Origin of the sequence: Duganella sp. P38 (assembly GCF_050859475.1) — a bacterium.
GTDB lineage: Bacteria > Pseudomonadota > Gammaproteobacteria > Burkholderiales > Burkholderiaceae_D > Rugamonas.
Window position 1 is genome coordinate 5,063,312 of the sequence record NZ_CP193936.1, and the last position, 19,659, is coordinate 5,082,970.

Consider the following 19,659-nt stretch of genomic DNA (forward strand, 5'->3'; position numbering starts at 1 on the left):
TAATCCTCACAGCACCGAAATCAGTTGAACTTCGAACTTCAGCGGCTGGCCCGCCAGCGGATGGTTGAAGTCGAACAAGCAGGTTTCCTCGCCCAGCTCGCGCAGGATGCCGGCAAAGCGGCCGCCGCCCGGCGCGGCGAAATCGACCAGGTCGCCGATCTTGTAGTCAGCGTCCGGCGCCGAGTTCTGGTCCAGCGTGGCGCGGCTGACCTCGCGGATCAGCTCCGGGTTGCGCGGGCCGAAGCCGACGCCCGGTTCCAGGTCGAAGGTCTTGTGCGTGCCTTCAGGCAGGCCGATCAGCAATTCTTCCAGCACCGGCGCCAGCTGGCCCTGGCCCATCAGCAACGTGGCCGGCGTGGCGCCAAAGGTGGTGACAATATCGTTGCCATCCAGCGAGGCCAGACGGTAATTCAGGGTGAGGTAGGACGACGCGGTGACAACAGGTTGCTCGTTAGACATGACTTCAGCTTTGTTGGACAGAGAAAGGCCATATTGTAAGCCACCTTTGATCCTGCTCGCCTTCTCCGGCTGCCGCTGATGCAAAGTAATTGCTGATTTCAAGGGGATCATCATGGCGATCATCGACTGGCCGCAGGAAAAACGCCCGCGCGAGCGGCTCATACGCGAGGGCGCGCAGGCGCTGTCGGACGCCGAGCTGCTGGCCATCTTCCTGCGCATCGGCGTGGCCGGCAAGGACGCCGTGCAGCTCGGGCAGGACATGATGCACCATTTTGGATCGCTGCAACGGCTGTTCGGCGCCACGCTGGCGGAGTTCGCCGAGGTGCACGGGCTGGGCCCGGCCAAGTTCGCCCAGTTGCAGGCGGTGATGGAGCTGGCCCGGCGCGCCCTGCTGGAGGAAGTCGCGGCCGGCTGCATGCTCGGTTCGCCGCGCGCGGTGAAGCAATACCTGCGCACGGCGTTCGCCGGCAAGCCCTTCGAATCGTTCCACGTGCTGTTCCTCGACGTCAAAAACCGCCTGATCGACGCCAAGGAAATGTTTCGCGGCACCTTGACCCACACGGCCGTGTATCCGCGCGAGGTGGTCAAGGAAGCGCTGGCGCGCAACGCGGCCAGCGTCATGCTGGCCCACAACCACCCGTCCGGCACGCCCGATCCCAGCGAATCCGACCTGCTGCTGACGCGCGCGCTGATGCAGGCGCTGGCGCTGGTCGATATCCGCATCCTCGACCACTTTGTGGTGGCCGGACATCAGGTTCACTCGTTCGCCGAGCATGGCCAGCTCTAGGTTTTACCCCTATGCGCTCAAGGGTTTACGAGCGGAATCACAATTGTTAAATTTTTCCATTCAATCGAGACACAATTGTTTTTCGTAAGTGATTGAAAAACCTGATTTTTTTGGATATACTCTCGTTTTTCCAATTGTGGAATGTCTTTTAAGGAGTGCGTTATGGCACGTGTTTGCCAAGTTACTGGGAAGAAGCCGATGGTCGGCAACAATGTTTCCCACGCAAACAACAAAACCAAACGTCGTTTCCTGCCTAACCTGCAGAACCGTCGTATTTTTGTTGAATCTGAAAACCGCTGGGTCTCCCTGCGTCTGTCCAACGCTGGTCTGCGTGTAATCGACAAGGTCGGCATCGATGCCGTCCTGGCCGACATGCGCGCGCGCGGCGAAAAAGTCTAATAGGGAGTTATCATGGCGAAAACTGGCCGCGACAAAATCAAGCTGGAATCGACCGCAGGCACGGGTCACTTCTACACCACCACCAAAAACAAGCGCACGATGCCTGCCAAAATGGAGATCACCAAGTTTGATCCTAAAGCACGCAAGCACGTGATCTACAAAGAAACCAAGATCAAGTAATCGATCTGCGCTTCTTGCAAAAAGCCACTCATCGAGTGGCTTTTTTTATTCAGCGCCGGATATTGGTGTTGCCGTCGGATGGCGGCGGCGGCCGGGTGTCGGTGGCGCCGGGATTGGCGCCGGTTGCCGTCGCTGTGCCGGCGCCGGCGCTGTCGCCGGCATGGTGTTCTCCGTTCCAGAGTGAATCACCAGCTTAGGCCGCGCGGCGCGGCGCCGATATAGGCCGGCGCCATGCGCGCCTGTAGGAGAACGGGCAAGAAAATGGCCCCGCAGGGCCATTGTTTGTTACGCGTAGCTGCGCAGCCGCAGCGAGAAGTCCTGCAGCGACTTGATGCCCGACGCTTCCGCGCGGTTGCACCAGTCTTGCAGCTTGTGCAGCAGCTGGTCGCGGGTGAAGTGCGAACGCTCCCAGATCACGCCCAGCTCCACGCGCATATTGTGCATGGTTTCCAGCGCCTTGCTGTGCTGGAACAGCTCCGACAGCTGCTGCTGTTGCGGCGCCTCCAGCTTGCCCGGCTCGCGCTGCAGCAGCTTGCGCGACGACTTGAGGAAGCGCGCTTCGAGCTGCGCCTTGTCCTTCAGGTGTTCCAGCTCTTCCTTCCAGGCGCTCTTGATCGACTTGGCGTACTTGGCCATGACGTCGTAGCGGTTGGCGATCACCGATTGCAGCGTGTCGAAGTCGGCTTCGGTCTTGCCCTTGGCGAACTTTGGTGCCGGCGCGCGTTTCTTCACTTTCGCCAGGCCCACCATTTCCAGCGCACGGATATAGCCCCAGCCGATGTCGAACTCGTACCATTTCGACGACAGCTTGGCCGAGGTGGCAAAAGTGTGGTGATTGTTGTGCAGCTCTTCGCCGCCGATCAGCAGGCCGAACGGGATGATGTTGGTGGCCGCGTCCGAGCAGTCGTAGTTGCGGTAGCCCCAGTAGTGGCCGATGCCGTTGATGATGCCGGCGGCGGTGACCGGTATCCACAACATCTGCACCGCCCACACGGTGATGCCGATCACGCCGAACAGCGCGACGTTGATCACCAGCAGCGACGCCACGCCCAGCGCGCTGTGCTTGGTGTAGACATTGCGCTCGATCCAGTCGTCCGGCGTGCCGTGGCCGTACTTCTCCATGGTTTCCTTGTTCTTCGATTCAGCGCGGTACAGTTCGGCGCCTTCCCAGAACACTTTCTTGATGCCGCGCGTGACCGGGCTGTGCGGGTCTTCCTCGGTATCGCACTTGGCGTGGTGCTTGCGGTGGATCGAGGCCCACTCCTTGGTCACCGGCCGGTGGTCAGCCACAGCCAGAAACGGAAGAAATGGCTGACGATCGGATGCAGGTCCAGCGCGCGGTGGGCCTGGCAGCGGTGCAGGTAAATCGTCACCGCCGCGATGGTGATGTGGGTAACCACCATCGTGTAAAAGAAAACTTGCCAACCGGTGAAACGGGTGATGCCGTTCGCCAGGAAATCCAGTACTGCATATAAATCCATTACCACTCCAACCAAGATTGTGTTTTTTACAGGCGTGCGCCGCCCGCCGTGTCCGACTTTTGGACGATATTGTACGACGATTTGCCGTCGCCGCCCTGACTATTCTTTAGGCACGGTCGTGCTTTCCTGCTCCGCCAGCGCGGCCGGCACCGGCCCCAGGATGCGCATCTCGCGCTGCGGGAACGGCACCGAGATGTGGTTTTGCTTGAGCGCGCGCCAGATCGCACGGTTGACGTCGGAGGTGACGCCGCCGCGGCCGTTCTCGGGATCGTTGATCCAGAAGCTGACCGACAATTCCAGGCCGTCGGCGCCGAAATTGGTCAGGTTGACCGACGGCGGCTTGTCCTTCAGCACCCGCTCGACCGTCAGCGCGGCCTCGGTCAGCAGCGCGATGACGGCATCGACATCGGTATCGTAGGCTACCGAGACCTTGGTGGAAATATTGACCAGGCTGTTCGACAGCGACGAGTTCTGCACCGCGCCCGACACCAGCATCTCGTTCGGCACGATCGATTCCATGCCGTCCAGGCTTTGCAGCACCGTGTAGCGGGTATTGATCTGGGTGACCTTGCCGCTGTACTTGTCGACCGTGATCATGTCGCCGATGGTCAGCGAGCGGTCCAGCAGGATCACGAAGCCCGACACATAGTTGCTGGCGATCTTTTGCAAGCCCAGGCCGAGGCCGACGCCAAGCGCGCCGCCGAACACCGACAGCACGGTCAGGTCGATCCCCACCAGCGACAGGCTCATCAGCACAGCCACCAGGATCAGCACCGCGCGCGCCGTGCGCGACACCACCACCCGCAGGTTGGTGTGCATGCCCTGCACCTTCATCAGCGATTCTTCCAGCGCCGCGCCGGCCCACAGCGCCAGCATCAGCAGCACGATCACCGACAGCGTCGCCTGCAGGATGTCGGCGACCGACACCTTGTACTTGCCGATCGGCAGCACGGTGTTCTCCATGAAGGCGAACACGTCCACCCACAGCCCGGTCACGTACAGCACGAACGACAGCCACACCAGCAGCTGGAACACCTTCTCGAACGCCAGCATGGTCGGGCTGATGGTGCGGCCGTTGCGCGCGAACACGCGCCGCAGCAGGTAGAAGGTGAAGCGGATCACCGCCAGCGAGCCGAAGATCGGCATCGCCACCAGCACCAGGTTGACGTGGATGTGGTACCTGACCAGCAGCAGGCGCGACAGGAACAGCAGGCCGACCACCATCAGCGGCGCCATCACCCGGCCGAAGCTCTCGACGCCAAAGCCCAGCACCCCCGCCTGCTCCTCGCGGGCGCGGCCGAAGCGCTTCTTCAGCAGCCGGGCCAGGCCGAAGCCGAGCGCCACCGACAGCAGGATGGCGCCTAGCTGCCACATCAGGCTGACGTCGTGGATATCGCCTTCGATCAAATCGTCGATCAGGTTGAGCAGGGGTTGTTGTCGTGCCATGGGCTTTCTGATTCAGTGGTGAGACGCGCAGCGTAACGGCAAACAGGCCGGAATCCCCGGCCTGCCGCGTTACTCCTGTTCCGCTTCCTTGGCCGGCTTGGCCATCGGCTTGCGTTCGAACACGGCGGCAAAGAAGCCGTCGGTCTGGTGCTTGTGCGGCAGCAGCTTCAGGTAGTCGCCCATCTCCAGCGCGATCTTCTGCTCGGCCAGCGCCTGGTGCATCGGCACCAGCGTGAAGTCCGGATGGGTTTCGAGGAATTGCTTGGCGATGAAGTCGTTCTCGTCGTCCAGCACCGAGCAGGTGGCGTACACCAGGCGGCCGCCGCCCTTGACCAGGCGCGCGGCGCCGTCCAGGATCGCCGCCTGCTTGACTTGCAGTTCGGCCACGGCGTCCGGCTTCTGGCGCCACTTGACGTCCGGATTGCGGCGCAGGGTGCCCAGGCCCGAGCATGGGGCGTCGACCAGCACGCGGTCGATCTTGCCGGCCAGGCGCTTGATCTTGGCGTCGCGCTCGTGGGCGATCACCACCGGATGGACGTTCGACAGGCCGCTGCGCGCCGGGCGCGGCTTGAGCTTGGTCAGGCGCTTCTCGGACACGTCAAACGCGTACAGGCGGCCGGTGTTGCGCATGGCCGCGCCCAGCGACAGCGTCTTGCCGCCGGCGCCGGCGCAGAAGTCGACCACCATCTCGCCGCGCTTGGCCGCGACCAGCGCCGACAGGATCTGACTGCCCTCGTCCTGCACCTCGATGTGGCCGTCCTTGAACAGCGGCAGGTTTTGCAGCTGCGGCTTGGTCTTGATGCGCAGGCCCTGCGGCGCGAACGGCGTCGGCTCGGCCTTGATCGGCGCCTCGGCCAGCTTGGCGATGACGTCCTCGCGGTTGGCCTTGAGCGTGTTGACGCGCAGGTCGAGCGGCGCCGGCTTGTTGAGGCTGTCGGCCAGCTCCAGCGTTTCCGCTTCGCCGTACTGCGCCACCAGCTTCTCGAACAGCCACAGCGGCATATTCGAGCGGCTCGACTTGTGCATCAGCGTGCGGTCGATGTCCATGATGCGCGTGACCCAGGCGGCCTCGTCTTCCGAGACGCCGCCCAGCGCTTCCAGGCCGACGGCGTCGCTCATGCCCAGCAGCGTCAGCCGGCGCATGGTGGCGCCGCCGCCCTGCTCGGAGAAGTCGGTGTAGAAGTTCTTGTTGCGCAGCACGTTGTACACGGACTCGGCGATGGCGCCGCGCTCGCGGCCGCCCAGGCGCGGGTGATCTTTGAAATAGCGCGACAGGGTGGTGTCGGCCGGCGCGGCAAAGCGCAAAATCTCGCGCAACACTTCTTCGGCGTTGGCGAGTATCGCTGGAGGCAATCTCATGGAATTCCTTGGTTAGTTGTTACTTACTGTGGTCCACCTGGACCCGGCCCTGCGCCAGCGTCAACCTGTCTTCGACAAACCAGCGCACCGCGCGCGGATAAATGGCATGTTCCTGTTCCAGCACGCGGGCCGACAGCGTTTCGACCGTATCGCCCGGCAACACCGGCACGGCAGCCTGCAACACCAGTGGCCCGTGGTCGAGTTCGGCCGTCACGAAATGCACCGTCGCGCCATGCTCCGCCACGCCGGCAGCCAGCGCCTGCGCATGCGTCGCCAGCCCGGGGAACAGCGGCAGCAGCGACGGATGGATGTTGAGCATGCGGCCGGCGTAGTGCGCGACAAAGCCGTCGGTCAGGATGCGCATGAAGCCGGCCAGCACCACCAGATCGGGCGCATAGCCGTCGATCACGGCCTGCAGCGCGGCGTCGAACTCGGCCCGGCTGGCGTAATCCTGGTTGCGGACGACAGCCGTGGCGATCCCTGCCCGGCCGCAAAGTCCAGTCCGGCGGCGTCAGCCCGGTTGCTGATGACGGCGGCCACGCGCGCCGGCCAGCGCTCCGCCTGCAGCGCGTGGACGATGGCTTCCATATTGCTGCCGCGACCAGAAATCAGGATGACGATGTTTTTCATAACCCGGCATTGTACCTCGTCCACAGGCGCAGGGCCACTGCCGGGGCAGGAATTGTTGCGGCGCAGCAGAGGCGCGCCGGGCGCAGCGGCGCGCCCGCGCGGCGCCGGGCGGCCTACTCGAACGAGTAAAACACCCGGAACGGCACGTGTTTGTCGGCCCAGAAGTCGGCCGCGTCGCGGAACACATCCAACAGCGTTTCCCGTGCTTCCTTGTCAAATTTCTGGGCGTTCGGCAGCTGTTCCAGCACCACCAGGAAGCCGGTGTGGGTGCCGGCGGCCTGCCACATGGTGTCGGTCAGCGTCGCGCGCAGCCCGTCGAAATTCTTGCCCACCCCTTTGGGGAACTGGAACGACTCCGCGATGATGCCCAGCACCTGCTGCTTGGTCGCGCCGGCGATGCAGTGCGCATACAGGAAGTGCTGGCCCAAACGGGCCGCCTCCTCCTGCAGTTCGCCCACGCGGAAGGCGCGGATCGACTGCACAAGGTTGGCCGGCACGCTGGCCAGCAGGCTTTCGTCTCCCTCGATTTGACCTGGCGTGTACGGTGTATCCACTTTGTTGTCGGGAGTGCCTAACTTGTGAATTAATGAATAAATAATTTGAGCACCTGTCCACTAGAATGGCCTGCAGGTCGGTGCCGGCCATCGATTCCCATACGCGTATTAGGGTAACGTGTTGTTCCTTCCAGATCAACACGTATATGATATCCAACGCAATATTTGTTAAAAACAGAAGTTTTTTGCGGGAATTTAGGGGTTAAATCGGCACAATTCCCGATCCGGCCGGCCCGGACGGTGCCCGTTGTTACAATTTGTTGCCACAGATACCGGCCGGCCACTAGCGGCGGCGGTGCCGCAGGATTACCATACGATTCATGCAATATCAGAATTCCCCTGATAGACACCCTGAACCAAAACGAGGTATCAAAATGAACCTGCAAGTGAAACTGATCGCGTCGGCCCTGTGCCTGAGCGCCCTGCCGTTCGCGCACGCCGCCGACTTCGAGGATTACGGCCGCGTGGTGCGGGTGACGCCGCAAACCGAGCAAATCAACCGGCCGCGCCAGGAATGCCGCACCGAGTACGTGCAGGTGCAGCAGCCGGCGCCTGAGCGCGGCGTCGGCGGCGCCATCCTGGGCGGCATCGTCGGCGGCCTGGCCGGCAACCAGATCGGCGGCGGCAGCGGCCGTTCGGTGGCCACCGCGGCCGGCGCCATCGCCGGCGCGCTGGTCGGCGACCGCGTCGACAACGCCAACACCCCGAACAGCGGCGGCGTGCAGGAGCAGGCCGTCAAGCAGTGCCGCACCGTCGACCACTGGGAGTCGCGCACCTCGGGCTACGAGGTGACCTACGATTACCGCGGCCGCAACTACACCAGCATCATGTCCTACGACCCGGGCGAGCGCGTGCGCCTGCGCGTGGTGGTCGAGCCGATGCAGCGTTGATCGGCAGCCGCCCTCCTCCCGCCTGAATGCCGGCCTTGCGCCGGCATTGTTGTTTTCAGATAATGCCGTTTCACTCCGTGCGCGACCTCCCCCATGTTAATCAAACGTAAATCCATCGAAAAAGAAGAATCCTCCCGTCCGGCCGCGGCCGCGGCGGCCAAGCCGGCGCGCAAGCCAAAGTACGCGCCGGTGACGCTGTCGGAATTCGATGGCGTGCGCTACCTGCATTTCGGCACCGAATGGGTGCAGGGCGCGATGCGCATCCGCAAGCCGAACTGGCCGGAGCTCGAATACGCGCAGCAGATGATGAGCTGGATGCTGTGGCTCGACCAGCCGCGCCACATCGCCCAGCTGGGCCTGGGCACCGGCGCGCTGACCAAGTTCTGCTACGCCACCTTCCCGCAGGCGCAGGTGACGGCGGTGGAACTCAATCCGTCGGTCATACACATCTGCGAGTCGATGTTCAAGCTGCCGCCGAACGACGCCCGGCTGCAGGTGCGGGAACAGGACGCGCTGCTGTTCGTCAACGACAAGGCCAACGCCGGCACGCTCGACGCGCTGCAGGTCGACCTGTACGACGCCACCGCGCGCGGCCCGGTGCTCGACACGGCGGAGTTCTACCAGGCCTGCAACGCCTGCCTGAGCGAGGACGGCGTGATGACGGTCAACCTGTTCGGCGACCACCCGAGCTACGCGCGCAATCTGAAGGCCATCCGGTTCGCCTTTGCGCAGGTGATTTGCCTGCCGCAGGTACATGATGGTAACGTGGTGGCGATCGCCTTCCGGCGCGCGCGCGACATCGATCCGGCGGCGCTGGCGGCGCGCGCCGCGCAAATCGTGGCTGACACCAAGCTGCCGGCCAAATCCTGGGTCAAGGGCATACTGACCGCATAAGTTCCGCTGAAAGGTGGCCTGACGATGACAGCGCTCGATCTGCAACAGATTTACACCTGGCTGCTGGCCGACGGCATGATACGCAAGGCCGACGTCAAGCAGCTGTACGCGCAGAGCCACGCCATCCTGAAGAACACCAGCGGCTATATGCACCCGCTGTGCGCGGTGGCGCACGCCAAGCTGCTGTCGGCGCAGCCGCCGCACCGGCTGCTGACGCTGGACGCGCTGTGCGAATGGCTGGCCGCGCGCGCCGGCCTGCCGTTCATCCGCATCGATCCGCTGAAGATCGATTTCACCAAGGTGGCCGACGTGATGTCGGCCAACTACGCCGCCCGCTTCAACATCCTGCCGGTCGAGATGACGGCCGACACGCTGGTGGTGGCCACCGCCGATCCCTATGCGCAGGAGTGGGAGGCCGAGATCGCCAAGGTGGCGCGCCGCGCGGTGCGCCGCGTGATCGCCAACCCGCTCGATATCGCGCAGTACATCACCCAGTTCTTCAGCCTGGCCAAGTCGATCAAGAAGGCCAACAAGTCCAACCGCCACGACCTGGCCTTGCGCAACAACTTCGAGCAGCTGGTCGAGCTGGGCAAGAGCAACCAGCAGGTCGACGCCAACGACCAGCACGTGATCAACATCGTCGACTGGCTGTGGCAGTACGCGTTCGAGCAGCGCGCCTCCGACATCCACCTCGAACCCAAGCGCGACATGGGGGCGATCCGCTTCCGCATCGACGGCGTGCTGCACCAGGTCTACCAGGTGCCGGCGGTGGTGATGATCGCCATGACCGCGCGCATCAAGCTGCTCGGACGGATGGACGTGATCGAGAAGCGCCGGCCGCAGGACGGCCGCATCAAGACCCGCACCGCCGGCGGCCAGGAGGTCGAGCTGCGCCTGTCGACCTTGCCGACGGCGTTCGGCGAAAAGCTGGTGATGCGCATCTTCGACCCGGACGTGGTGGTCAAGACGCTGCCCGAGCTGGGCTTCCCCACGGACGACGCCGCGCGCTGGGACGCGCTGACGCGGCGCCCGCACGGCATCATCCTGGTCACCGGCCCGACCGGCTCGGGCAAGACCACCACCTTGTACACCACGCTCAAGGCGCTGGCCACGTCCGAGGTCAACGTCTGCACGGTGGAGGACCCGATCGAGATGGTCGAGCCGGCCTTCAACCAGATGCAGGTGCAGCCGGGCATCGAGCTATCGTTTGCCGACGGCGTGCGCGCGCTGATGCGCCAGGACCCGGACATCATCATGGTCGGCGAGGTGCGCGACCTGGCCACGGCCGAGATGGCGATCCAGGCGGCGCTGACCGGCCACCTGGTGCTGTCGACGCTGCACACCAACGACGCGCCGTCGGCCGTCATGCGGCTGCTGGAGCTGGGCGTGCCGCACTACCTGCTGGAGGCGACGCTGACCGGCATCATGGCGCAGCGGCTGGTGCGCACGCTGTGCCCGGACTGCAAGACCGACGGCGGCGAGCTCAGCGACGACATCTGGGCCAGCCTGGTCGGCGACGCGCCGCTCGCCAGGCCGGCCCAGGTGTACCAGCCGGTCGGCTGCCCGGAATGCCGCCAGACCGGCTACCGCGGCCGCACCGGCCTGTACGAGCTGCTGACGGTGACCGAGGCCTTCAGCGCGCAGCTGCGCGCCCGCGCCGACGTCCAGGCGCTGCGCCGCCAGGGCATGGCCGACGGCATGCGGCCGCTGCGCATCGCCGGCGCGCTAAAGATCCAGGAAGGCGTCACCACAGCCGGCGAGGTGCTGAAGGTGACGGCGGCGCTGGGCATGCAATAAAAACGCCATAAAAAGAGCTTTGCAATTTGCGCCGGGCTGTATATAATACGGCCTCTTTCGGGGGTCGTTAGCTCAGCTGGTAGAGCAGCGGACTTTTAATCCGTTGGTCGCAGGTTCGAATCCCGCACGGCCTACCACCGAATTCCTGAAAAAGCTTCCGATCGGAAGCTTTTTTCGTCCCTCATCCGTGTAAGCTGGGGCCATGCGCGCACCGCGCCGGACTTTGGGGGCCTTATGGGCGGAAAGCACACCTGCTGGGCGGCGCTGCCACTGTGGTTGTGGCTGGCCGCGTCCTGCCCGCCGTCGCTGGCGGCGGCGCCCTCCCCCACCATCCTGCTGCGCACCGCCGCGCAGGAAGGCACCGAACCGAAATTCATCGCCGCCGGCAAGGACCGCATCAGCGGCCTGTGCATCGACATCATGCGCGCCGTCGAACAGGCCGATCCGGGCCTGCGCTTTGCCGGCGACCAGCGCTGGAAGCCGCTGGTGCGCGCTTACTCGGAACTGGAAAGCGGCGTCGAGGACGTGCAGTGCGCGGTCCAGCGCACCCGCGAGCGCGAGCGGCGCTTCAACTTCATCGGCCCGGCGCTGTACGCCATCGAATACCACTTGCTGGCGCGCGCCGGCGACCCGGTCAGCATCGCCAGCTGGGACGACGTGCGCAAGCTGGCGCCCGACAACGTGGTGCTGGTCAACCGCGGCTTCGCCGCCGGCGACGTCCTGGCCGCCATCGGCGGCATCGATGTCGACGCCAGCTCCACCAGCCAGGACCTGAACCTGCAAAAGCTGCTCGCCGGCCGCGGCCGGCTGTACTTCCATCGCGGTCCCGGCCTGCAAAAGCTGCTCGAACGCACCGGCACCGCCGGCAAGGTCAAGATCCTGCCGCCGGTGATGTACAGCGCCAAGCTGTACTTCGCCACCAGCAAGCAGCTCGACAGCCAGGTGGCCGCGCGCCTGGCCGCCGCGCTCGAGCAACTGGCCAAGAACGGCGAACTGGAACGCCTGACGCGCAAATGGGACTGAATCGCCGGCGCGGCCGGTCCCCGGCGCCGGCCGCGTGTTTTATACTGCCGCTTTCGACAGGCGATGGGAGTGGCGATGCGGTTACGGGGATGGCGCTGCGGATGGACGCTGCTGGGGGCGCTGCTGGGCGCGCCCGCGCTGGCGGCGCCGACGGTGCTGAAGGTGGTGGCGCAGGAAGGCACCGAACCGAAGTTCATCCCGGCCGGCATCGGCCGCGTGGTCGGCCTGTGCGTCGACCTGTACCGCGCCATCGAGCGCGTCGATCCGGGCCTCCAGTTTGTCGGCGACCAGACCTGGCTGCCGCTGCTGCGCGCCCACTTCGAGCTGATCTCGCACCAGCACGACGCGCTGTGCGCGGTGCTGCGCACCGACGAGCGCACGCGCGACTATGTGTTTCTTGAGCCGCCGCTGTTCCAGCTGCGCTACCAGCTGATCGCGCGCGCCGGCGACCCGGCCGTCATCCGCGGCTGGGACGATGTGCGCCAGCTGGGCGCCGACGGCGTGCTGCTGACCAACAGCGGCTACACCACGCCGATCATGCTCGAGCGCATCGGCGGGCTGCGCATCGACGCCAGCGCCAGCACGCCGGCCGACAACCTGCACAAGCTGGCGTCCGGGCGCGGCCGCTTCTTCCTGCACCGCGCGCCCGGCATCCAGGGCTTTATCGACCGCGCCGGCCTGGCCGGCAAGGTCAAGATCCTGCCGGCGGTGATGGCCACCACCAATGTCTACATGGCGCTTGGCACCCACGTCGATCCGGCCGTGCGGCTGCGCGTGCAGCGCGCGATCGAGCAGCTCGACAAGGCTGGCGAGCTGCGCCGCATGCTGAAGAAGTGGGATTGATCAGTCGCCCAGCAGGCGCGCGTGGCCAGCCACGCGGATCGAGCTGCCCGGCTCGTCGCCGAGCTGCACTTGCAAGTGGCAAGGCGCGCCCATGTCCTCGCCCTGGATGATGTCGATGGCGCCGCCGTGCGGCCAGCCGAGGTCGCGCAGATAGCCGGCCAGCGCGGCCGCCGCCGCGCCGGTGGCCGGGTCCTCGTAGACGCCGCCCGAGGCGAAGGCGTTGCGCGCGTGGAAGCGCTGCGGCGTCTCGGCGTACACCAGCGAGATGGTGGCGAAGCCGTGCCGGCGCATCAGCTCGCGTCCCTGCGCCAGGTCGTAGCGCATCGCCCGCAGCCGCTCGCGGCTGTTGAGCGCCAGCACCAGGTGCAGCGCGCCGCCGTTGGCCACGGCCGGCGGAATGCGGTCGTCGAGGTCGGCCGGCGTATAGCCGAACAGCGCCAGCGCGTCCCGCACCAGCGCCGGCGCCGCTGGCGCGCTGGACGTGGCCGGCGACTGCAGCGCCGCGTGGGCGCCGTTGGCGTGGGCGCGGCCCTCGACCGTCACGCGCGCGTGGTTGGTGGTCAGCGGAAAGATGCCGTCGCCGTTCTGCTGCGCCAGCACCGCGCCCAGCGCGATCGTCGCGTGGCCGCAGAACGGCACCTCGCCGTCCGGCGAAAAATAACGCACGCGCCAGCCGTCGCCGTGCGGCGCGGCAAACACCGTTTCCGAGTAGCCCATCTCGGCGGCGATGCGCTGCATCGCCGGCTCCTCCGGCAGGGCCGCGCGTATCATCACGCCGGCCGGATTGCCACCGCGCTCGCCGGCCGTGAAGGCCGCCACTTTGTGCACCTTGGTAATGGTCTGCATCTTGTCTCCAGTTGGGAAAACTTAATTGACAGCAATGGCGGTTGTGGCCACTATCGTTGTTTCACTGACTTTACCTGTACCTCGCCATGACTATACCGCGACTTTCCGTTCTTGCCTTCATCATTTCAGCGCAGCTGGCCGGCGCGGCGCTGGCCGCCGGCGCGGCGCTGGCCGCCGACGCCGCGCCGGCCCGGCACGCCATCACCCACGAGGATGTCTGGCTGATGAAGCGCCTCGGCGCGCCGCAGCCCAGCCCGGACGGCCGCTGGGCCGTGTTTGCCGTCACCGACCCGGCCTACGACAGCAAGGAACAGTGGTCGGACCTGTGGATCAAGTCGCTGACGGACGACACGCCGGCGCGCCGCCTGACGTTCAGCAAGGGCGGCGAAGGCGCGCTCAACTGGTCGCCCGACAGCAAGCAGCTGATCTTCATCGCCAAACGCGACGGCGACGAGGCCGGCCAGATCTACCGCATCGACATCGCCGGCGGCGGCGAGGCGCAGCGCCTGACCACGCTGACGCTGGGCGCGCGCACGCCGAAGTTCAGCCCGGACGGCAAGCAGATCCTGTTCGTCAGCGACCTGTTCCCCGGCAACGTCAGCGAGGACGACGTCAAGCAAACCGCCAAGCAGCGCAAGGAGCGCAAATACTCGGCGCGCGCCTATGAAAGCTTCCCGCCGCGCTACTTCGACAAATGGCTGGACGACAAGCAGGTGCGCCTGTTCGTCATGGACGCCGCCATCGGCGCCAGGCCGCGCGACCTGCTGAGCGGCACCACGCTGGCCGCCATGGCGGGCTTCGGCGGCGGCCAGGGCGACGAGGGCCAGTCGCTGGACGCGATCTGGGCGCCGGACGGCAAGAGCATCGTGTTTGCCGCCGCCACCAACCGCGACGAACTGGCGCGCAACTCGGCCTACACCCAGATCTTCAGCGTGCCGGCGGCCGGCGGCGACACCACCCGCCTGACCGCAGACAAGCGCAGCTACGGCAGCCTGAAATTCAGCGCCGACGGCAAGACGCTGTTCGCGCTGACCGAAGCCGAGGAGGCCGGCAAGGTCTACGACGTCAGCCGCCTGGCCAGCTTCAGCTGGCCGCTGCGCAGCGCCGCGCCGGCCATCCTGACCGCCGCGCTGGACCGCTCGATCGGCCGCTACGCGCTGCCGGCCGGCAGCAACCGCGTGCTGTTCAGCTACGAGCACGCCGGCCTGGAGCAGTTGCACTCGATCGGCTACAACGGCGCCGACCTGCGCGACGAGCCGTCGCTGCCGACCGGCGCCATCGGCGCGCTCAACGCCGGCGGCAAGGCCGTGGTCGGCCTGTGGGAATCGTCGGTCAACCCGCCGGAGGTATACGCCTTCGGCAACGGCGCGCCCAAGCGCCTGACCGCGTTCAACACCGAGCGCGCCGCCACGATCGACTGGCAGGCGCCCGAGCACTTCTGGTTCAAGGCCAGCGACGGCCGCATGATCCACAATATGGTGATCAAGCCGGCCGGCTTCGACCCGGCCAAAAAATACCCGCTGTTCGCGGTCATCCATGGCGGCGCCGCCAATATGTGGCGCGACCAGTTCGTGCTGCGCTGGAACTACCACCTGCTGGCCCGGCCCGGCTACGTGGTGCTGCTGACCGACTACAAGGGCTCGACCGGCTACGGCGAGGAATTTGCCCGCGCCATTCAGGGCGACCCGCTCAAGGGTCCGGCCGATGAAATCAACGAAGCGGTCGACGAGGCGATCAAAAAATACGACTACATCGACAGCGGCAAGCTGGCTGCCGGCGGCGCCAGCTACGGCGGCCACCTGGCCAACTGGCTGCAGGCCACCACCACCCGTTACAAAGCGATCGTCTCGCACGCTGGCGAGATGGACCTGATCATGCAGTGGGGCACCAGCGACAGCATCTGGGGCCGCGAGGTCAACAGCGGCGGCCCGGTGTGGGGCGAGCAAGCCGTCTGGCGCGAGCAAAGCCCGGTGCTCCAGGGCGGCAACCACGCCAAGGGCACCGGCTTCACGACGCCGATCCTGATCTCCGTGGGTGAGCTGGACTACCGTGTCCCGGCCAACAACGCGCTAATGAACTTCGCCACGCAGCAGCGGCTGAACGTCCCGAGCAAGCTGATCGTCTTCCCCGACGAAAACCACTGGATTTTAAAGGGAGAAAACAGCCGCTACTTCTACAACGAAGTGCACGGCTGGCTGGCCAAGTACCTGAAATAAACTCCGGGGTCAGATACCGTCTTGAATGGCAAGCCCTTTTGAAAGGTAATTGGCGTCAAAGGGCTTGCCGGTACGAATGACACCGTAGATGAGATGCACGAGCTTATGCATCACGGCGCCGATCACGGCTTTTTTCGCCATGCCATTATTCGCCAGGCGCTGGGCAAACTGGTGTAGTAGCGGGTTGTGGCGGCTTGCCACCATGCCGGGCATATAAAGCGCGGCGCGCATTGAGGTGTTGCCCTTGCGGCTGATGGTGGTGCGCCCCCGAAGCGAGGTTCCTGAGCTGCGCTGGCGTGGCGTCACGCCGAGAAATGCCGCCAAGGCCTTCGCGTTGCCGAAGCGCCGAATGTCGCCCAACTGGCCCAAGATGCGAGCTGCGGTGGTGTTGCCAATGCCTGGAATACTGGTGATGAGCTGCGCGTCGTGCTTGAGGCCGGGATGGCGGTCGATGTGGTCATCCACGTCGTCTTCCAGTTGCTTGATCTCGGTGTCAAACCAGGCAATGAGCAAGCGCGCGTGCTCAGCCACCTCGCCCATGCCGCTGGCCTCATAGCTTTCCAGCCGGTTGCGTTCCTGCTGGCGCATATCCTTCAGAGCCAGTATCCGCTGCGACCACGCACGCAACTGACGTTGCTCCAGCGGAGCGGGCGCCCACGTTGCCGGCGCCATCGCCGCGCAGTAACGTGCGATCAATGCTGCGTCCGCCTTGTCGGTTTTATTGCGCAGGTTCTCGCTCTGGCCAAAGCCCTTGATGCAGCCCGGATTGACTACGCTCACGGCAAGCCCGGCATCATAAAGCGTGGTCGCCACCTCCTCGAAATACACGCCGGTCGCTTCCATGCAGACCCGTAATGCCGCCTTGGGTAACTTGGTCTTGTCCAGCCATTCCAAGAGCACCTGATGGCCTGCGGCAGAGTTATCTATGACCTTGCTCTTGATCTTGCCGTTCACTAGCAGGGCCACGTCGAGCTTTTTCTTGCCGACATCAATCCCCACGATTGCTGTTGAGCTATCCATTTTTGACCTCTCTCGTATGCGGGCTTACGCGCGAGGCGATGACCCAAGATACCGTTCGGACTTTTAAAATGAAACAGGCAGGGGCACCAATCTGACCCACGGGCTCAATGGCCCAAATTCTGATCGGCATCACCCTGCCTGACCACCTCCGTCACTTTATCCGATGATGGGGCGGTATGCTCAATATACGAGGTCTGACATTCGCACACGAGCTCAGCTGCGTAGCAGCTGAGCTCGTGTGCGAATGTCAGACCTGACCCCGACTTGTCGACTTTGAAGGAGGCGCTATGACGATTGCGAATTGGTGCGTGCTGGTGGCTTGTCTGCTGCCGGTGGCGACCGTGGGACTGGCCAAGGGCGCGGGACGCGACGCCGAACGCTATAACAACCAGCGCCCGCGCGAGTGGGCCGCCAGGCTCACCGGCTGGAGGGCGCGCGCCAGCGCCGCCCAGCAGAATGGCTTCGAGGCGCTGCCGCTGTTCGTGGCGGCGGTGCTGCTGGCCCAGCAGGCCCACGCCGACCAGGACCGCGTCGATGCGCTGGCGCTGGCGTTCGTGGCGCTGCGCCTGGTGTATATCGCCGCCTATCTGGCCAATATCCCCGCGCTGCGCTCGCTGGTGTGGCTGGTCGGCGTGGCCACCTGCGTTGCCCTTTTGCTGATGAGCTAGCGGCGCACCGCGCGCGCCGGTTTAGTTGAAGCTCAGGCCACTGTTGCTGGCGTTGCTCAGCTTGCGCGCCTTGAGGTCGATGGTGAAGTGGTCGCTTGGCTTGCCCGAACCGAGCCCTTTCAGGATCGCAAACACTTGCTTGAACTGCGCCTGGAACGCCACGTGCACCGGGTTCTGGTCCGACAGCTGCGCGCCGACCTTGACGATTGCGGCAGGCGCGGCCGGGAAGGCGCCCATCAGCACCTTGTACTGCGCCACCCGCTCAGCGCCCATGTCGCGCAGCGCCAGCTCGCCGGCGTACACGGTGCGGTGGAAGTCGCCGTAGAACTCGTAGGCGCTGACCTTGGCGAAGTCGGCCAGCCTGAGGTTGGCGGCGGCTGCCACCTGCTCGGCCTTGGCGGTGGCGGCGGCCCAGTCGGCCGTCAGCTGGCTGGCGGCCACGCCGTCGACGCCCGCCGCGCCCTGCGCCGCGCAGGCGGCCGTCAGCGGCAGCACCGACGGGTTGTCCTTCAATTGCGCCAGCGTGACCCGGGTTTGCAACTGCGACAGGATCAGCATCTGGCGCAGGTCCAGCGCCATCGCCGCTTCCTTCATTTCGCACGGCCAGTAGTCGCCCATGAAGCGCAGCCGCGCCAGTTCGCCGAAGTAGGTGCGGGTGAATTCGCCGTAGGATTTGCTGTCGAGGATGTTGCGGTTCCAGCGTTTGGCGATGTCGCCGGCGGCCGTGCTGCCTTGCAGGTAGTCGTACTCGACCTGGTACAGCGGGAACAGTTCGTTGTGGCGCGCCACCGTGTTCAGGCCGACCGTCTGGACGTCGATCAGGTCCTTGCTCTGGTAGCGGATGATTTTGTAGGCGGCGCCAAACACGGCCAGCGACGGCGCTTGCACGTTGACCAGGTAATTGCCGGCGCTGTCCTGGTAGTCGTTGCTGCCGTTGAAGTGCATGTGGCCGCCCACGTGCAGCGGCAGCCCGGTCGCCGCCATGGCGGCGGTGGTGGCGGCCGCCGGCACGCGCGCCACCTGGAAGGCGCCCGGCTTGAACACGGCTTTCATGGCCTCGGTCTGGTTGGCGTAGAAGTCCATGGTCGGGTAGTGCGAGAAGGCCATCAGCTGCTTGCCCTGCGCCTTGGCGCGCGCGGCCACCGACTTGATCCACTCGATCTGGTGGATTTTGTGGGTCAGCATCTTGTTCCAGCCGCCATCGCCGGCGTTGTCGTAGCCTTTGAAGTAGTTGGGATTGGCCGGGTCGAAGTTGGCGTTGGGCGCGTGCACATTGCCGTCCAGCGCCAGCAGCCACAGGCCTTTGACCGGCTCGACCAGGTAGCTGGCGTCGACCATGTTGACGCAGCGGCTGTAGCTCTTGCCAGCCACCTTGTATTTGCCGCCCTCGCCTTCGGTGCAGATTTCGAACTGGCGCTTGCCGAGGTCGGCTGCGGCCACGGCAGCCTCATAGCTGTATTTGCCGTCGGCGTAGCTGCTGAACGGGGTTTCCCAGTAGACGTCGTTCTTGTCGGGCGCGTAGCCGAATGCGCCCAGCTTGGCCAGCAGCTTGTCGTAGCCCTGTTCCATCAACTGGTTGGTGCAGACCACCGCCGGGTCCTTGGCCTTGCAGGCGGCGTTGTTGACGGCGTAGATTTTCTGTTCCTTGCCGTCCTTGGTCAGGAAGTCGTTCTTGCCTGCCTCGTCGTCGTCATACGGTTCGTTGGGGTCGTGGTTGCCGGGGGCGATGAAGAAGCGCATGCCCTTGCCCTGGTATTCGCGCAGGATGTCGGCCAGGCCGTCGATGTTGATCGGCTGGGCGTCGTCCGAGATGTCGCCCGGCAGCGCCACCAGGCGCAGACCCTTGCCGTAGGCGTCGTCCAGCGCGGCGCGGAAGGCGAAGTAGTTTTCGTTGAACAGCCGCGTCGACGTCAGCTGCGCGTACATGGTGCGGATGGTGGCGTTCTTGCCATCCTTGGTCGGGATGCCGGCGAACTGGCTGCTCTTCAGGTCGCCATAAATATTTTCGAAGTGGACGTCGCTCATGAACGCGACCGCGGTACTGTTGACGCTGTCGGCCGGCGCCGGTGCGGCGGGCGCGGGCTCGTGGTCGCTGCCGCAGGCGGCCAGCACGGCGGCAAAGGCGGCGGCCGTCAGGGCCGCCGCAGGCAAGGCGTAACGCATGCAA

At 65.1% G+C, this 19,659-nt stretch carries 17 protein-coding genes, 1 tRNA gene and 2 pseudogenes; 11 read left to right on the forward strand and 9 right to left on the reverse strand.

From position 1 onward, the window contains the following. Positions 1 to 6: 6 nt before the first annotated feature. Complete coding sequence (locus tag ACRQ5J_RS23570) at positions 7 to 459, reverse strand: FKBP-type peptidyl-prolyl cis-trans isomerase (RefSeq protein WP_432380288.1); 453 nt, start codon at positions 457 to 459, stop codon at positions 7 to 9. Positions 460 to 571: 112 nt separating this feature from the next. Here ACRQ5J_RS23570 and radC point away from each other — a divergent pair, with 112 nt between their 5' ends. From radC to rpmG, 3 genes are all read left to right on the forward strand, one after another. Beyond that, positions 572 to 1,246, forward strand: a complete 675-nt coding sequence (gene radC, locus ACRQ5J_RS23575) for a RadC family protein (protein ID WP_432380289.1) — start codon at positions 572 to 574, stop codon at positions 1,244 to 1,246. A 162-nt stretch (positions 1,247 to 1,408) separates the two neighbouring features. Then, a complete protein-coding gene (gene rpmB / locus ACRQ5J_RS23580; protein ID WP_008451488.1) occupies positions 1,409 to 1,645 on the forward strand; it encodes a 50S ribosomal protein L28 in 237 nt (78 codons plus the stop codon). Between the two features lie 12 nt (positions 1,646 to 1,657). Next, a complete protein-coding gene (rpmG, locus tag ACRQ5J_RS23585) occupies positions 1,658 to 1,825 on the forward strand; it encodes a 50S ribosomal protein L33 (protein ID WP_005665735.1) in 168 nt (55 codons plus the stop codon). Positions 1,826 to 2,110: 285 nt separating this feature from the next. On the opposite strand, the pseudogene ACRQ5J_RS23590 reads toward rpmG, so the two are convergent. From ACRQ5J_RS23590 to ACRQ5J_RS23610, 5 genes and pseudogenes are all read right to left on the reverse strand, one after another. Then, positions 2,111 to 3,306, reverse strand: a pseudogene (locus ACRQ5J_RS23590) (DesA family fatty acid desaturase). 99 nt (positions 3,307 to 3,405) lie between these two features. After that, the gene (locus ACRQ5J_RS23595; RefSeq protein WP_432380293.1) at positions 3,406 to 4,752 is read right to left on the reverse strand and encodes a mechanosensitive ion channel family protein; all 1,347 of its coding nucleotides are present in this window, start codon (positions 4,750 to 4,752) and stop codon (positions 3,406 to 3,408) included. Positions 4,753 to 4,821: 69 nt separating this feature from the next. Then, entirely contained in the window at positions 4,822 to 6,111 is a 1,290-nt protein-coding gene (locus tag ACRQ5J_RS23600; RefSeq protein ID WP_432380294.1) for an RsmB/NOP family class I SAM-dependent RNA methyltransferase, read from the reverse strand. A 19-nt stretch (positions 6,112 to 6,130) separates the two neighbouring features. Next, a pseudogene (gene purN / locus ACRQ5J_RS23605) lies at positions 6,131 to 6,741 on the reverse strand (phosphoribosylglycinamide formyltransferase). A gap of 113 nt (positions 6,742 to 6,854) precedes the next feature. Next, positions 6,855 to 7,295, reverse strand: coding sequence for a barstar family protein (locus ACRQ5J_RS23610; protein WP_432380296.1), 441 nt, complete (start codon positions 7,293 to 7,295; stop codon positions 6,855 to 6,857). A gap of 374 nt (positions 7,296 to 7,669) precedes the next feature. Between ACRQ5J_RS23610 and ACRQ5J_RS23615 the strand changes: the two genes are divergently transcribed. From ACRQ5J_RS23615 to ACRQ5J_RS23640, 6 genes are all read left to right on the forward strand, one after another. After that, positions 7,670 to 8,185 (forward strand): glycine zipper 2TM domain-containing protein, encoded by a 516-nt coding sequence (locus tag ACRQ5J_RS23615; protein WP_432380297.1) that lies wholly within the window; start codon positions 7,670 to 7,672, stop codon positions 8,183 to 8,185. A 93-nt stretch (positions 8,186 to 8,278) separates the two neighbouring features. Continuing rightward, positions 8,279 to 9,079 (forward strand): spermidine synthase, encoded by an 801-nt coding sequence (locus tag ACRQ5J_RS23620; protein ID WP_432380299.1) that lies wholly within the window; start codon positions 8,279 to 8,281, stop codon positions 9,077 to 9,079. Between the two features lie 24 nt (positions 9,080 to 9,103). Next, the gene (locus ACRQ5J_RS23625; RefSeq protein WP_432380301.1) at positions 9,104 to 10,876 is read left to right on the forward strand and encodes a GspE/PulE family protein; all 1,773 of its coding nucleotides are present in this window, start codon (positions 9,104 to 9,106) and stop codon (positions 10,874 to 10,876) included. Between the two features lie 61 nt (positions 10,877 to 10,937). Beyond that, positions 10,938 to 11,013, forward strand: a tRNA-Lys gene (locus ACRQ5J_RS23630). Positions 11,014 to 11,110: 97 nt separating this feature from the next. Further along, the gene (locus ACRQ5J_RS23635; RefSeq protein ID WP_432380303.1) at positions 11,111 to 11,899 is read left to right on the forward strand and encodes a substrate-binding periplasmic protein; all 789 of its coding nucleotides are present in this window, start codon (positions 11,111 to 11,113) and stop codon (positions 11,897 to 11,899) included. Between the two features lie 75 nt (positions 11,900 to 11,974). Further along, positions 11,975 to 12,742 (forward strand): substrate-binding periplasmic protein, encoded by a 768-nt coding sequence (locus ACRQ5J_RS23640; protein WP_432380305.1) that lies wholly within the window; start codon positions 11,975 to 11,977, stop codon positions 12,740 to 12,742. Here the strand turns inward: ACRQ5J_RS23640 and ACRQ5J_RS23645 are convergent, their stop codons facing one another. After that, entirely contained in the window at positions 12,743 to 13,588 is an 846-nt protein-coding gene (locus ACRQ5J_RS23645; protein ID WP_432380306.1) for a PhzF family phenazine biosynthesis protein, read from the reverse strand. Between the two features lie 86 nt (positions 13,589 to 13,674). Here ACRQ5J_RS23645 and ACRQ5J_RS23650 point away from each other — a divergent pair, with 86 nt between their 5' ends. Continuing rightward, positions 13,675 to 15,804, forward strand: coding sequence for a prolyl oligopeptidase family serine peptidase (locus ACRQ5J_RS23650; protein WP_432380308.1), 2,130 nt, complete (start codon positions 13,675 to 13,677; stop codon positions 15,802 to 15,804). Between the two features lie 9 nt (positions 15,805 to 15,813). Here the strand turns inward: ACRQ5J_RS23650 and ACRQ5J_RS23655 are convergent, their stop codons facing one another. Beyond that, the gene (locus ACRQ5J_RS23655; RefSeq protein ID WP_432380310.1) at positions 15,814 to 16,824 is read right to left on the reverse strand and encodes an IS110 family transposase; all 1,011 of its coding nucleotides are present in this window, start codon (positions 16,822 to 16,824) and stop codon (positions 15,814 to 15,816) included. 287 nt (positions 16,825 to 17,111) lie between these two features. On the opposite strand from ACRQ5J_RS23655, the gene ACRQ5J_RS23660 reads away from it, so the two are divergent. After that, a complete protein-coding gene (locus tag ACRQ5J_RS23660) occupies positions 17,112 to 17,492 on the forward strand; it encodes an MAPEG family protein (RefSeq protein ID WP_432380312.1) in 381 nt (126 codons plus the stop codon). 21 nt (positions 17,493 to 17,513) lie between these two features. On the opposite strand, the gene ACRQ5J_RS23665 is transcribed toward ACRQ5J_RS23660, so the two are convergent. Continuing rightward, a complete protein-coding gene (locus tag ACRQ5J_RS23665; protein ID WP_432380314.1) occupies positions 17,514 to 19,655 on the reverse strand; it encodes a metallophosphoesterase in 2,142 nt (713 codons plus the stop codon). Between the last annotated feature and the right edge of the window lie 4 nt (positions 19,656 to 19,659).